The 12945-nt window shown below is 62.8% G+C and carries 15 protein-coding genes and 1 rRNA gene; 11 read left to right on the top strand and 5 right to left on the bottom strand.

Going from position 1 to position 12945, the window contains the following annotated elements; genetic code table 11:
- Window positions 1-47: 47 nt before the first annotated feature.
- A 5S ribosomal RNA gene (gene rrf / locus R2823_08170) occupies window positions 48-164 on the top strand.
- A 256-nt stretch (window positions 165-420) separates the two neighbouring features.
- Here rrf and R2823_08165 read toward each other — a convergent pair.
- Window positions 421-546 (bottom strand): di-heme oxidoredictase family protein, encoded by a 126-nt coding sequence (locus R2823_08165; GenBank protein MEZ5176165.1) that lies wholly within the window; start codon window positions 544-546, stop codon window positions 421-423.
- 570 nt (window positions 547-1116) lie between these two features.
- Between R2823_08165 and R2823_08160 the strand changes: the two genes are divergently transcribed.
- The 5 genes from R2823_08160 (at window position 1117) to R2823_08140 (ending at window position 5219) form a co-directional block, all read left to right on the top strand.
- Window positions 1117-1716 carry a hypothetical protein gene (locus R2823_08160; protein MEZ5176164.1) on the top strand — a complete coding sequence of 200 codons (600 nt, stop codon included), beginning with the start codon at window positions 1117-1119 and terminating at the stop codon, window positions 1714-1716.
- 91 nt (window positions 1717-1807) lie between these two features.
- Window positions 1808-2149 carry a single-stranded DNA-binding protein gene (locus R2823_08155; protein MEZ5176163.1) on the top strand — a complete coding sequence of 114 codons (342 nt, stop codon included), beginning with the start codon at window positions 1808-1810 and terminating at the stop codon, window positions 2147-2149.
- 64 nt (window positions 2150-2213) lie between these two features.
- Window positions 2214-3752: a gamma-glutamyltransferase gene (locus R2823_08150; protein ID MEZ5176162.1), complete on the top strand. Its 1539-nt coding sequence runs from the start codon at window positions 2214-2216 to the stop codon at window positions 3750-3752.
- A complete protein-coding gene (locus R2823_08145) occupies window positions 3745-4320 on the top strand; it encodes a GNAT family protein (protein MEZ5176161.1) in 576 nt (191 codons plus the stop codon). Before R2823_08150 ends, R2823_08145 begins: the two co-directional genes overlap by 8 nt.
- A gap of 110 nt (window positions 4321-4430) precedes the next feature.
- The gene (locus tag R2823_08140; GenBank protein MEZ5176160.1) at window positions 4431-5219 is read left to right on the top strand and encodes an SURF1 family protein; all 789 of its coding nucleotides are present in this window, start codon (window positions 4431-4433) and stop codon (window positions 5217-5219) included.
- On the opposite strand, the gene R2823_08135 is transcribed toward R2823_08140, so the two are convergent.
- From R2823_08135 to efeU, 3 genes are read right to left on the bottom strand one after another with little or no spacing between them, the layout of a single operon-like run.
- Window positions 5158-6276 (bottom strand): FAD-binding oxidoreductase, encoded by a 1119-nt coding sequence (locus tag R2823_08135; protein ID MEZ5176159.1) that lies wholly within the window; start codon window positions 6274-6276, stop codon window positions 5158-5160. The two genes, R2823_08140 and R2823_08135, sit on opposite strands and share 62 nt — an antisense overlap.
- 37 nt (window positions 6277-6313) lie before the next feature.
- Window positions 6314-6709, bottom strand: coding sequence for a cupredoxin domain-containing protein (locus tag R2823_08130; GenBank protein MEZ5176158.1), 396 nt, complete (start codon window positions 6707-6709; stop codon window positions 6314-6316).
- Window positions 6710-6728: 19 nt separating this feature from the next.
- Window positions 6729-7553 carry an iron uptake transporter permease EfeU gene (efeU, locus tag R2823_08125; GenBank protein MEZ5176157.1) on the bottom strand — a complete coding sequence of 275 codons (825 nt, stop codon included), beginning with the start codon at window positions 7551-7553 and terminating at the stop codon, window positions 6729-6731.
- A gap of 106 nt (window positions 7554-7659) precedes the next feature.
- Between efeU and R2823_08120 the strand changes: the two genes are divergently transcribed.
- On the top strand, window positions 7660-8376 hold the full coding sequence (locus tag R2823_08120) for an alanyl-tRNA editing protein (GenBank protein MEZ5176156.1): 717 nt from the start codon (window positions 7660-7662) through the stop codon (window positions 8374-8376).
- A gap of 18 nt (window positions 8377-8394) precedes the next feature.
- On the opposite strand, the gene R2823_08115 is transcribed toward R2823_08120, so the two are convergent.
- Window positions 8395-9039, bottom strand: a complete 645-nt coding sequence (locus R2823_08115) for a nitroreductase family protein (protein MEZ5176155.1) — start codon at window positions 9037-9039, stop codon at window positions 8395-8397.
- A gap of 312 nt (window positions 9040-9351) precedes the next feature.
- Between R2823_08115 and R2823_08110 the strand changes: the two genes are divergently transcribed.
- The 4 genes from R2823_08110 to R2823_08095 all read left to right on the top strand — a co-directional run bounded on the left by R2823_08110 (window position 9352) and on the right by R2823_08095 (window position 12889).
- Window positions 9352-10476 (top strand): DUF3179 domain-containing protein, encoded by a 1125-nt coding sequence (locus R2823_08110; GenBank protein MEZ5176154.1) that lies wholly within the window; start codon window positions 9352-9354, stop codon window positions 10474-10476.
- Between the two features lie 183 nt (window positions 10477-10659).
- Complete coding sequence (locus R2823_08105) at window positions 10660-10887, top strand: PLDc N-terminal domain-containing protein (GenBank protein MEZ5176153.1); 228 nt, start codon at window positions 10660-10662, stop codon at window positions 10885-10887.
- Between the two features lie 45 nt (window positions 10888-10932).
- Entirely contained in the window at window positions 10933-12573 is a 1641-nt protein-coding gene (locus R2823_08100) for an ATP-binding cassette domain-containing protein (GenBank protein MEZ5176152.1), read from the top strand.
- Between the two features lie 46 nt (window positions 12574-12619).
- Window positions 12620-12889: a hypothetical protein gene (locus R2823_08095; GenBank protein MEZ5176151.1), complete on the top strand. Its 270-nt coding sequence runs from the start codon at window positions 12620-12622 to the stop codon at window positions 12887-12889.
- Window positions 12890-12945: the final 56 nt, after the last annotated feature.

Here is a 12945-nt window from a genome sequence, read left to right as displayed (position 1 = left end):
CGCGATTTTGTGCTCGCTATGGAGTGCTCAAAGAGCATTCACATGATTCTGGTGACCACAGCGGCAGGGATCCACCCGTTCCCATTCCGAACACGGAAGTTAAGCCTGCAAGCGCCGATGGTACTTGGGCCGAAGGGCCCCGGGAGAGTAGGTCGTTGCCAGACATTCCAAAGAGACAAAGGGTCGTATCGCTTTACTGACGTACGGCCCTTTTCTCGTTTCTGGGCATGCTTCTCCTTCGCCGTCCCTTGCTGGATCGGCTCCGTGGGACTCTGATTCGTGATACTCCGGTTCATGCTGCCTGCTGACGCTGGTCCGGGAGCGTTGCCGTGTGCAACACCAACCTGTCTCCGCTCATCACTGATTTCTGGTGTTCCTCCATTGGGGCGGTGTCACACGCGTCGTGATCGTCGTAGTTCTCTAAGGACGCAGCGAGGAGGTGACGCCAAGATCTTGGTGAAGTGCATGAGCAGTCTGATCGGGAGGGGTGGGCGATGATGCCTTCCACCCGAAGCGTCCGTTTCGGACCCGATCCTTGTCCGACATGTCGACCGTCCCGGTTCCGCCAGAGTTTGGGTTGAGGAGGTCAGCGCTACTGATCGAACAGCCAGCGATCACGACGCGAGCCAACAGAACGACAACTCACATCGGCCTTTGCAACATACTCATCCGTCAAGTGTGGAGGCTATGTTTGTACCATTGCAGCACACGGCCGGGATGTCGCATCGCATCATTCCGACATCCACACACCACGCCGTTCCGAGAGGACTGTCCATGGGTTCAAACGGTAAGGGCACATCGCGACGACCGAGCGCGTCTCAGAAGCGTGGTTCCTCGGGTAGCCGCAAGGACTCCGGTACGAGATCGACGCATAAGCAATCGACAGGACGGAAGTCCACGAACAAGAGTCGTTCGTCAAAGAAGGGCGCTCGGTCTGGCCAACTTTCGGATGACAAACGCAGCAGCGACCGCCGGCAATCGGCCAAGAAGAAGCAGTACAGTGCAACGACTCGATCGGTTGAGGCGAAGCGCCGTGAAGAGGCACCGAAGCGTCGCAGAGACCTCCAGGGTGCAGCCGTCAATCTGCCGAATTGGGTGATTGAGAACCTCGCCCGGGTGACGCCGAAGGACCGCGTCGGGCCGGCACTCGAGGCGCTCGGCGCGGCTTCCGAAGCTCTCGCTGACGGCAAGTACCAGTCCGCGGTCAAGCACGGGCAGCGCGCCAAAGCCCTTGCACCCAACGATCCAACGATTCGAGAGACGATCGGTGTGGCCGCCTATCGGGTGGGGGATTGGTCCACGGCATTGAACGAGCTTCGTGCATACCGGCGGATGGCCGGTGAAACGACACATCTCCCGATCGAGATGGATGTGCTGCGGGCCATGGGGCGGAATCGTGATGTTGAGACCGCATGGAAGGAACTTCAGAAGCGGGGTGGTCACGGGCTGGTGATGAACGAAGGAACCGTGGTGTATGCCTCCTACCTCCTTGACAACGATAGAGCCAGTGAGGCGTGGGAGATTGCAAACCCCGGCCGCATTGTTGCCGAACCCAATGATGCCCACCTGCGTCTCTACTTCGTAGCGGCCAGGGCTGCGGCGGCTCTTGGCGACCGTCATACGGCCAAGCAGCTGGCCAACACCATCGTGATGGCGGACCCGGGGTTTCCGGGCTGGGACCAGCTTGAAGCCGAGATCTCCCAGATCCCCAACTAGTGGTATCTGCCCTGTGCGGCGTCGACCAATCCTGTCGTAGGTACACGATATGTTGTTCGCATGCCTCGCACTTCCACGGAAAGGAAGTGTCGTGGATCTCAACCTCGCAATCCTCAGTGGCCATCTGGCTGCAACCCCGGAGCACCGGTCCTTCAGCTCGGGATCGAGCCTTCTCCGGTTCCTCGTCACCATTCGATCAACAACACCCCGCCGGCGCGTCGATGTGATTCCCGTTACATGGTGGGATCCCGATCCCGAGGCCGTTGCCGGTGCATACGAATCCGGACAACCGATCTGGGTGTGCGGTTCGGTGCAACGCAGGTTCTGGTCAACAGATGACGGACGGCGGAGCCGGATCGAGATCATCGCTCACGATGTCCAGTTTCGTCGCGATGAGCTGATCACGGCCGAGAACGACTCGTCGGCGGCGTGAGGTGCAGACATCTTCGGCACGGCTCTTACAGGGAGTGCCCCTCGAGTCGGTCTAGAGTTGTGCGATGCCTCGCACCCTCATCGCAGCCGCATCCGATGTGGCCGCAGCGGCAGGCAAGGCCGTGGCGGACGATGGTGGCAACGCCGTAGACGCAGCCATCGCTGCGACGGTGGCCTCCATGACAACCGAACTCGGCATCGTGTCACCCGGTGCGGGGGCCTTCATTACGATCTGGCCGGCAGATCACGAGCCGGTAGTCATCGACGCCTACGCAGAGATGCCGGGTCGGGGGAGACCGAGTGCACTGGAACCCGACACACGAACGGTGTCGATGCAGTATGGCGGGGGCATGGAGACCGTCGTGGGGTGGGGAAGTGTGGCGACGCCCGGAGCATTCGCCGGATTCGACCGTGCGTCCAGTCTCTTCGGAACAGCGCCGTGGTCAGAGCTCTTGGAACCATCGGTCGAACTCGCACGCAGCGGTTTCGCCGTCACCGAGGCGAGCGCGTATTATCTCTCCTACTCACACGAGGTCGTCTACGGATGGGACGCCGAGGCCGCCGATCTGTATCACCGAACCGATGGAGCCCCTGTCGAAGCGGGCGATATCGTCACCAATCCTGACCTTGCCGACACCCTCGAGGCGCTCGGCACGGAACACACGGGGCTCCTGTACGGGGGTGAACTCGGGGCGGCGCTGGTGCAAGCGTGCACCGAGCGAGGTGGCCTCCTCACCGCCCGCGACCTCATCGAATACGAAGCGATCGAACGGGCGCCTGCGAGGATCGACCTGCACCGATGGGATGTCGCGACGAACGCTCCACCAGCTGTGGGAGGCATCACCGTTGCTGCCCTCGTCGCGTTGATCGAACGCCTCGGCATCACGGGCTGGACGGCACGCGATGTCGCGAACTACGCCGCAGCACAACACGCGGTCTTCTCGTTTCGCCGTGCGGACCTCGACGGAGATAAGGACCGCATCACAGCGGCGGCCACCCTCCATGCGATGGCGACGGAAGGCAACCTGGCCGCCATGCACCGATCGCCATCAACAGTGCATGTCTCAACCGTTGATGCAACCGGCATGGGCTGCGCCATCACCAGCTCGGCGGGATACGGGTCCGGGGCCGTCATTCCCGGTACAGGTTTCGGGCTCAACAACTCCCTCGGGGAGATCGAGCTCATCTCTGAAGGGCTGCATGCCCTTGAGCCCGGTCAACGACTCCTTTCCAACATGGCGCCGACGGTCGCCCGTAGCCCTGCCGGGGAGACGCTCGCTATCGGTTCGCCCGGAGCAGACCGTATCACCTCTGCCATCGTGAGCGTTCTGTTGAACCACATTGTGTGTGGCATGGATCTTGAGGCCGCAGTCGCCGCGCCCCGAATCCACGCTGAGTGGTTCGAAGGGGTCCCGACGCTGGCCGTCGAGCCCGGCGTTGACACCTCACTCGTTGAGGATCTCGCGATCAGAACCCTGCAGCCCCTCGCGATGTACTTCGGAGGAGTGCAGGCCGCGTCGATCGATCCTGACGGCACGATGCACGGTGCAGCCGATCCACGACGCACCGGTGCTGTCGCAGCCGGTGGGGCTGAACATGTCTGACGATACGGTTGGCAACGACCGCTCTGCTGACACGCTCACGACCGCCATTGACGGCGTTGTGCTTCGTCGCTATCACGCAGACATGGTCGATGCGCTCGTTGCCGCAGCGGACTTCGAGGAGATCTCCACCTACATGGGGGACGGTTTCCCGTATCCGTACACCCGCGATGATGCGGAGGCCTGGATCGCTGTCGCCACTGCGGACGACCCACCGATTCAATACTCGATCTGGGTCGATGGCGAGCTCGCTGGTGGTCTCGGCGCGTTTGCGGGGACCGACGAGCGGACCGGAACATACGAGATCGGCTGGTGGTTGACGCCCGCGCGGTGGGGCCACGGCATCACTTCGGCGGCTGCGCGACGACTCGTCGACGAACTGTTCGAACAGCGCGATGTGATGCGCGTCTGGGCACCGATCATGCATCCGAACGCCGCTTCCGCCAGGGTGGCCGAGCATGCTGGGCTGCTCCGAGAAGGAATCTCGTTCGGCGCGTACCTCAAACGGGGTGTCCGGTACGACCAGATCCACTACGGGCTCACCCGTCCGCAATGGCAGGTGTCCCGCTGATTCATCAACAACAAAAACTCGAAGCCGGCCCGAGAGCCGACATCGCCGTTCGGCCACGCCGAGATCGGACGACAGGGCACTAGGTCGGGCAGCGGCCGTACGCTGCGCGCGTGAGTCAACGGTTCGACCGAACAGTCTTGGGACGGCCTCGGTGGATCGCGGCGACGGCCGTGGCGCTGGCCGTTGCAGCGGCCTGCGTGCTGCTTGGTTTGTGGCAGTTGGACAGGCTTGCCGAGCGACGGGATCGGAACGCGACCATCGCCGCCCGGTCGGTCGAGGAAGCTCGACCGCTTGCGGCGCTTCGGTCGGAGTTCAACGATGATCCTGATCGGCTCGCCTACCGCCATGCCTTCGCGACGGGCACCTACGACACCGACCTCGAGTTCTTCTCCGTCGGGAGGGTCTACGGAGACACCGCTGGGACGCTCGTGGCGACCCCGATGCGGCTTGCCGACAAGTCCGTTCTCATCGTCGTGCGTGGCCTCGTCCCCAACGGAACACCGGGCCCTCCCGCCGCGGGATACGAACCGCGCGCGACCCCGACCCGTATCGAAGGGCGTCTCATGGCGGGGGAGGCCCCATCGAGAATCGGCGAACCCGCGCCTGAGGGGGGCCACCTGTCCGCTCTCAGCAGGCTCGACTTGGACTATGTCGACCAATGGGTCGACGGTGAGGTGGTTCCGTTCATGCTCCTGCTCGATGACCAAGACCCAAAGCCCGCCAACACGCCGCTACCTCTCCCCGATGGCGACCTCACCGACGGAAGGCATCTCGGTTACGCTGTGCAATGGTTCGCTTTTGCGGCCATTGCGGTGATGGGTCTTGTGGCACTGCTGTTCAGGGCGAGTCGAGTCCCTGGTGCGAGCGAAGACGCGCTGGATCGAGCTCGGATGGAGTGAACCCGATCTCGGTGAGTGCTGCTGGTGGCATCGAGTCGGCAATGAGCGACGCGGCGAGGGCGCCGAGTGCCGGACTCGTCATGATGCCATAGCCGCCCTGTCCCACGAGCCAGAAGAACCCCCGATGATGCGGATCGTATCCAACAGCAGGCGTTCGGTCGGGTGCGAAGGTCCGAAGACCCGCCCAGGTGTTCTTGATCGACCGAATCGGGGCCGCCGTGGCCGCCGAAACCTTCTCGATGCCGAGTGCGATGTCGAGTTCGTCCGCTCGTGCGTCCCGTGGTTCGCTCGGGAGTTCGCTTGCAGCTGAGCCGAGCAGGAGCGGTCCGGTGGGTTTCAGGTACCAGTTCTCGTGGGCGTCCACCACCATCGGCCATGGCTGTGGGTCGGAGCCCGGGTCGAATGTGAACACGCTTCGCAGGAGCGGGCGCAAGCCGAGCGGTTCGACACCCCCCATGGAGGCGATACGGTCGCCCCAGGCCCCTGCCGCATTGACCACGATTGGAGTCGTGTACTCGCCGTCGTCTGTCGTGATTCTCCACAGGTCGCCAGTGAATTCGAGCCCATGGACGGGAGCCGTCGTCAGGATGGACACGCCAAGGTTTCGCGCCGCGCGGACGAAGGATGTCTGGAGCGCATCAACATCAATATCTTTGGCTCCGGCCTCATAGAGACCCCCCGACACGAGGGCGGCGGGGAACAGCGGGCACATCTCTTCGACAGCGTGTGGCGTCATTCGAAGCAAGTCGGGAACTGCTGGTTCGTATTCGATGGCGAGATCATCGAGGGCTGGTTCATCGTTGGGTTTGGCAACGAAGAGGAGCCCGCGGCAGGTCGTGAGTTCGTGCTCGGCGAAGTAGCGGGACGATGCCTGCGTCAACTTCGAGATGGTCGCGTTGCCGTAGCACTCCGTGTAGAGAGCTGCTGACCGTCCCGTCGCGTGATAGCCGAGCGTCGCCTCGGCTTCGAGGAGTACGGTATCCATCGCCGGATCGAGGAATGCTGCACAGGACAGCCCAGCGATCCCGCCACCGATGATCACGACATCGACCTTCATCCCGCCGACGATACCCCGGACGGGGAGAGGCTGGGGTCTACCCGGCGACAACCAGTTTGGCGACCATACCCATCTGGTAGTGGCCGGGGAGGTTGCAGATGATCACATAGTCACCGGGCGGGAGGTCGAGTGTGAGCCGAACATTGCCCCCGGGGAGGATGTCCTCGATCTCATCGACCAGCCTGAGTCCGGAGACATCGGCGACTTCCTTGTCGACCGGAAGGTCGGTGTTGCTCCCGGCGAACACCTCGATTTCGTGGACCTTGTCGCCTTCATTGGTGACCGCAAAGGTGACCGCTCCCGTGTCGACGGTCAGCTGTGACAGCTCGATCGCGTCGTTCCGCAGCGTGGTGTCGATAACGGTTCCCTCATCTCCGGAACACCCGGCGATGGCAAGGGCGGCCACGGCGAGCAGGACGGCAAGGTATCGCATGAATGGTGCTCCTTCGGTTTCAGTTGACAGAGACAGGAACGCGCTGACCGATCGGCCGCAACACATACCAGGTCATCGGAATGGCGAAGGCCAACCATGCGAAGACCTCCGCGTATGTGGGAACGGGTTGGAGACCGAGGAATGCGGTCGCAAGGCTTGCTTGAACCGTGCCCGGCCCGATCAGTGAGGTGAGGTCAACGGCGGGGGATTGGCCCCAGGTGATCCAGCCGAGCTCCGCGAACTCGTGAACCGCGTACGCGACCAGTCCAGCCGCGACAAACACCAACACGACGCCGGTCACTCGGAAGAAGCGACCGAGGTCAATTCGTGCGCCGCCTCGATAGATGCCGTATCCAAGGGCACACGCTGCCCCGATGCCGAGGAGAGCGCCGATGATGCCCTCAGTGACCCGGGAACTGCCGTCGAGGATCGCAAACAGGAAGACGGCTGTTTCGATGCCTTCCCGGATGACGGCAAGGAAGGCGAGCGCTACGAGGGCAAACATGGACTTCCGTGCGAGAGCGTGATGCGCCTTCGCCTCGAGGTCGGCGTGGAGCTCGGATCCGTGTTGACGCATCCACACGAGCATGTAGGTGACTCCAGCGACTGCCACAAGGGCCAGGATCCCTTCGAAGGCGGCCCTTGCCGTCAGCGGGAGACGCTGGCCTGCGACATTCAGTGCAAAAGCGACGCCGAGACACGCTGCAACTGCGAGTCCTACGCCCACCCACATGGCCCGGATTGCCCGCCGGTCGCCGTTGCGGACCAGGAACGCTGCGACGATACCGACGATGAGGGCTGCCTCGAGGCCCTCACGGAGTCCGATCACAAATGTGGTTAGCACTGGCTTGTCTTTTCCTTAGGGTGCACCTTCACAATAATACACACTACGATCGTAGTGCAAATCATTCGCGCCTCGAGTCCGCCTCGAGTTCTCCTAGGGTGTGAAGATGACCGACCGCTTGTATTCCACCGATGCCTACGCACGCTCGATGTCCGCTGCTGTGGTGGCCACCGATTCGGACGATCACCGCGTCCTGTTGGACCGCACGGTGTTCTATCCCGGTGGGGGAGGACAGCCACACGACACCGGGTTCCTGTCGATCGCTGACGACCGGCTCGCGGTCGTGCGTGTGACACAGGACCGCGATGGAGTCTGGCACTGGCTTGACGGTTCTCTTCCGTCGGTGGGGACCACGGTTGAAGGAACGCTCGACTGGGAGCGCCGCTATCGCCTCATGAGGACACACACCGCCCTCCACGCGTTGTGTGGTGTCATCTGGCGTCGATTCGAAAGCCCCGTGACCGGTGGCAACATGGAGCCGGGACATGGCAGGCTCGATTTTGATATCCCGAATTGGTCCGCCGACGATCTGCCGCTCGTGCAGGTCGACCTGAACGCCGAGCTTGCGCGCCGCCGGGATGTGACGGTGTCGTTTCTGTCGAGGGATGCCGCCGATGCCGATCCGTCGCTCATCAGGACAAAGGTGAACCTCCTCCCGAAGAGCCTCACCGAGGTCCGGGTCATCGACATCGTCGGACTCGACCGGCAGGCCGACGGCGGTACGCATGTCGGTGAGACGGGGGAGGTCGGCGAGGTGACGATTCCCAAAGCCGAGAACAAGGGGAGAGGCTTCCGCCGCATTCGTGTGAACCTCGCCGAGTAGGCAGATCCGGTGCGAGCGTCACATGCCGCCGACCATCACCGCAACCTCCGGGAGGGTCTTGCGGGTGAGGTCAGGCACGAGGCAATGGTCTGCCGCGTAGCCGACGGGGAACAGGATGAACGGCCGTTCGTTGTCAGGCCGGTGCAGCAGCTTCTTGAGGAATAGCATCGGGCTCGGGGTGTGCGTGAGCGTTGACAGGCCCATCCGGTGCAGGGCGGCGATGAACATCCCACAAGCGATCCCGACGGACTCCTTGACATAGTAGTGATGCTGTCTTTCGCCGTTCGGGCGCGTGCCGTAGCGCTGCTCGAACACCACGATGATCCACGGGACGACATCAAGGAACTCCTTGTTTGCGTCCGTCCCGAGCGGTGCCAGGTCCTTGCGCCAATGCGGCGGAAGTCTGCCACCGTCGTAGTTCTCTCGTTCCTCCTTTTCGGCAGCAAGGCGGATCTCGTGCTTGGTCGCCGGATCGCCGACGACCACAAATGTCCACGGTTGCATGTGTGCGCCTGAGGGCGCGGTCGACGCAGCGAGGATCGCATAGTCGATCATCTCGCGTGGGACATCACGATCGGAGAAGTGCCTGACAGACCGTCGCCGGTCCATCTCTTCGTAGGTCGCCCTCGCCAACGCGACACGGTCCTCGTCCGGCACGGGCATGGGCGTGTAGGCAACGGTTCGGTACTCCATGGCGGAACCGTAGTGTGAACGCGAACCCCGGGTTCCCGTTCAACGAAAGGGTGCGTTCTGGCCCACGGAATCAGTCGCCGAGGGGGGTGGCGTTGCGGATGCATGCGGTCGGATTGGGAACGAGAATCCCACGACGGGTGTTGGGACAGTGTGAGGCATTCGAAGGATGTGGTCGTTGTGTCTCCAGTGTTACGAACATGGGCTCTGGTTGCGGTGTTGGCAGCCCTGACTGCTGCTTGCGGAGCCACCACAGAACGCGGTGACGCGTCGACAACGACCGCTGTGCCTGAGTCAAACCCTCGGCCCTCGACGAGTGACCCGAATGGAGACGCTCCGGGTGACGGATTCCCGCAGGGGCCCAGCGCCCTGGATTCACCATACGCTGAGGAGTTCCCGACTCCGCTTGTCGATGTCGATGCCATCATCTCGGGGGGTCCTCCGCCTGACGGTATTCCACCGATCGACGAGCCATCGTTCATCTCGGTCGCGGAGAATCCCGAGTTGCTTCCCGCGGAAGAGGCGGTGATCGCCCTCGACATCAATGGTGATGCTCGGGCTTATCCGGTGAGGGCGATGGTTTGGCACGAGATCGCCAACGATACGGTCGGTGGTGTACCGGTAACCGTGACCTACTGCCCACTCTGCAATTCGGCGGCGACCTACGAGCGGACCATCGACGGGCAGACGACCACATTCGGGACATCCGGAAAGCTGTTCGCTTCGGCTCTCGTGATGTACGACCGAGCCACCGAGTCGCTGTGGACGCATTTCAACGGGATGGCCGTCGTCGGCATGCTCACGGGAGTCGAACTCGTGGAGCATCCGTCGCCGCTGCTCGCGTGGTCCGACTTTGTCGAGTCGTACCCGGAAGGGAGTGTGTTGGATTGGGAGAGCGCCGGATTCAACCGTGACTACGGTCGCAATCCGTACTCGGGCTACGACACGCCTGACGGTGATCCTTTCCTGTTCCGGGGATCACTCGACAACCGCGCGAGCGCCATGCAGCGCGTCGTCGGTGTCGAACTGGAGAACACCTCTGTCGCGTTCGCGGTCTCAGCTATCGATGGGGGAGAGGCGCACGCGACGAATACCGTCGTCGGCACGACCGACATCGTGATCCTGTGGAAAGCGGGCCAGGCATCGGCGCTTGAGGGCAACAAGGTTGACGCCGGGCGGGATGTCGGGTCCGTCGGCGTCTTTCGCGCCGAACTCGACGGGACCACGCTCACCTTTGAGGCGATGGGTTCCGGATTCCACGATGCACAGACCGGCTCTCTGTGGACGATCGCTGGCGAGGCTATCGGAGGCCCATTGGCGGGGCATCGCCTCGAGCGGATTCCCCATCTCGACACCTTCTGGTTCGCGTGGTCGACCTACCAGCCGGACACCACCTTGATCAGTGAATGAGCCTGATCTCCAGTCAGAAGGTGTGGCGCGTGCCCAGGGTATCCAGCGGAGGTGTGTGCGTTCCCACGCTCCGAAGCACCGACTGAAGCGCCCGTACCGTGGGCCACATGTGACCTTTTCGTTGAACGGGAACCCTGGGTACGCGTTGACCGTAGGCTTGGTGGTGGACGCTTGGAGTGGGTCATGAACTTCGTCGCTTGGATTCCGATCTTTGCAGCTGTGTTGCTGCTGACCGCGTGGTGCCTCTGGCATGTACTGACGAACGCGCCGCGGTTCATTCCGCGCTGGGCATGGATCCTGTTCATTGTCGTGACCATGCCGGTTGGTGGGATCATCTATCTGCTGGTCGAGGTGTTCGATGCAGGCACCGTTCGCGACGATGCCGAGGGTAGGCACCCACAGACCGAGTGACGGGCCCTCTCGCCACGCGATCGTCCACAATTCCTGAGGAGCTTCATGGCCATTGAGGTCGCCAACGCCGTGTTCTTCTACCCGGACGGAACCCCTGTGATCGACGAGCTGTCGTTCAGGGTCCCGACCGGGTCGGTCACCGCGCTCGTCGGTCCGAACGGTGTCGGAAAGACGACGATTCTCAACCTGATCGCAGGCGAACTCGAATTGGCCGATGGCACGATCCGTTCCGACACCGAAGTCGCCTACATGCGACAGAACCCTGGCTTCGATGATGAGGAGTCAGCCACCGTCCGCGACGCCCTCGCCTTGTCCCTTCCGGCGTCCCTCAAGCAACTGCACACGGACCTCCAACGCCTCTACCGGGACATCGCCGAAGGCAACGATGTCGGCACAGACCTCGGCGACACCCTCGAGCAGTGGCAGCACCTCGGGGGATACAAGGAGGAGGGCTCATGGGATCAGATCACCTCGGCGGTGCTCGGTCAGCGGCTCGTCGATGCCGGCCCGAGGCTCCTGCGCGAGCTGTCGGGCGGTGAACGCAAGGCCATCATCCTGCGTTCGTACCTCCTGTCGTCCGTCCCGACACTTGTCCTCGACGAGCCCGACAACTACCTCGACCTGTTCTCGAAGAACTGGCTCCAGGCTGAGCTACAACGGATCTCCAAGACCGTCTTGATGGTGTCCCACGATCGGATCCTGCTGTCGAACGCGGTGGATCGGATGGTTGTTCTCGAACACAACGGTTCGTGGACCCATGCGGGGAACTACCGCACCTTCCGCAAGGCCCGCCGGGCACATATCGAACGCCTCGTCAAGGATCTGTCGCTGTGGGAACGGGAGGAGCGACGACTCCAACGCGACTATCGCCAGTGGCAGGTCCGGGCGCACAGCAGCGAGGCCGCCGCACAACGCGCCCGGGTGGCGGAGGCCCGCTGGTTGCGGTTCCGCGAGGCCGGACCGCCCGAGTTGCCGCCACCTGAACGGGAGATCTCACCGCGATTCTCAGGGTCGCGGGCAGGAAAGGAAGCGATACGGATCGAGAACCTCGAGGTGCCCGACCTCATCTTGCCATTCGATCTCAAGGTCTACCACGGCGATCGGGTCGCGCTCCTGGGGGAGAACGGTGTCGGGAAGTCGTCGCTGTTCAAGATGCTCATCGCCGACGAGCTCAGCGAAGGGGCGTCGGTGCGATATGGGCCGAATGCTGTCCGTGGCTACTTCTCGCAGGAGAACACCCTCCCGGACAACAGCGGTGACCTCAGGACGATCCTTGGGCGGGAGTTCCCCAACGACCAGGTCATTCGCTCGACCCTTGGGCGCTACGGGCTTGCCCGTCACGATCGTCACAAGTACACGGAGCTCTCCGGGGGACAGAAGGCACGGATTCAGCTGATCTTCCTCGAGCGGCAAGCCCCCAACCTGTTGTTCCTCGACGAACCGACCGACAACCTCGACCTCGAGTCGATCGAGGTGATCGAGCGCGTGCTGCTCGACCTCGACGCGACCCAGATCGCCATCACCCACGACCGGGAGTTCACGCGAATCTTCGACCGGTGGATCGTGTTCGACCGTGACGGGCTTGTCGGCGAGGTTCTCGATCGCGATCTTGCCATCCGGATCGTGAGCGGTCGACGATTCTCGATCCTCGACACCCCCGGCGTGCAGCTCCTGACGCGACGGTGATGTGCACCTGGAACAAGATGGTTGGTTGCGGGCCTACCATCGAACCATGACGCGGGACCGAACACGGACCTTTGATGTGATCGTGGGGCTGGTCGCCGGGTCAATTGTCGGTGCCATCGTCGCGGTCAACTTCATCATCACCGTCGGTATCGGATACGATGTGTCGATTCCGGATATCTTCAGGGAAAGCGTCCTCGCCGGAATCGTGACGATCGGGATTCTGGTTGCTGGACCGATCGTCGGTGTCATCCTGATGCGCCGGCGGCGACGCAAGCGGGCCTCCGTGGACGAGCAGCGGGTGCGAAACGATCCTTGATCACCCGTCACGACCATCCGTCATCGTTGCCATCACCTACCGCCCATAATCCATGT

It is taken from the genome of Acidimicrobiia bacterium, from assembly GCA_041393965.1.
In the GTDB taxonomy this organism is placed as follows: Bacteria; Actinomycetota; Acidimicrobiia; order Spongiisociales; family UBA5794; genus UBA5794.
This window is presented reverse-complemented; position numbering and strand designations above follow the sequence as displayed.

What these genes read in the sequence shown, in the direction of transcription:
- R2823_08145 (MEZ5176161.1), top strand. Translation starts at nt 3,745, where the DNA reads ATGTCTGACGATACGGTTGGCAACGACCGCTCTGCTGACACGCTCACG.
- R2823_08150 (MEZ5176162.1), top strand. Translation starts at nt 2,214, where the DNA reads ATGCCTCGCACCCTCATCGCAGCCGCATCCGATGTGGCCGCAGCGGCA.
- R2823_08130 (MEZ5176158.1), bottom strand. Translation starts at nt 6,709, where the DNA reads ATGCGATACCTTGCCGTCCTGCTCGCCGTGGCCGCCCTTGCCATCGCC.
- R2823_08120 (MEZ5176156.1), top strand. Translation starts at nt 7,660, where the DNA reads ATGACCGACCGCTTGTATTCCACCGATGCCTACGCACGCTCGATGTCC.
- R2823_08100 (MEZ5176152.1), top strand. Translation starts at nt 10,933, where the DNA reads ATGGCCATTGAGGTCGCCAACGCCGTGTTCTTCTACCCGGACGGAACC.
- R2823_08135 (MEZ5176159.1), bottom strand. Translation starts at nt 6,276, where the DNA reads ATGAAGGTCGATGTCGTGATCATCGGTGGCGGGATCGCTGGGCTGTCC.
- R2823_08115 (MEZ5176155.1), bottom strand. Translation starts at nt 9,039, where the DNA reads ATGCCCGTGCCGGACGAGGACCGTGTCGCGTTGGCGAGGGCGACCTAC.
- R2823_08095 (MEZ5176151.1), top strand. Translation starts at nt 12,620, where the DNA reads ATGACGCGGGACCGAACACGGACCTTTGATGTGATCGTGGGGCTGGTC.
- R2823_08105 (MEZ5176153.1), top strand. Translation starts at nt 10,660, where the DNA reads ATGAACTTCGTCGCTTGGATTCCGATCTTTGCAGCTGTGTTGCTGCTG.
- R2823_08165 (MEZ5176165.1), bottom strand. Translation starts at nt 546, where the DNA reads ATGTCGGACAAGGATCGGGTCCGAAACGGACGCTTCGGGTGGAAGGCA.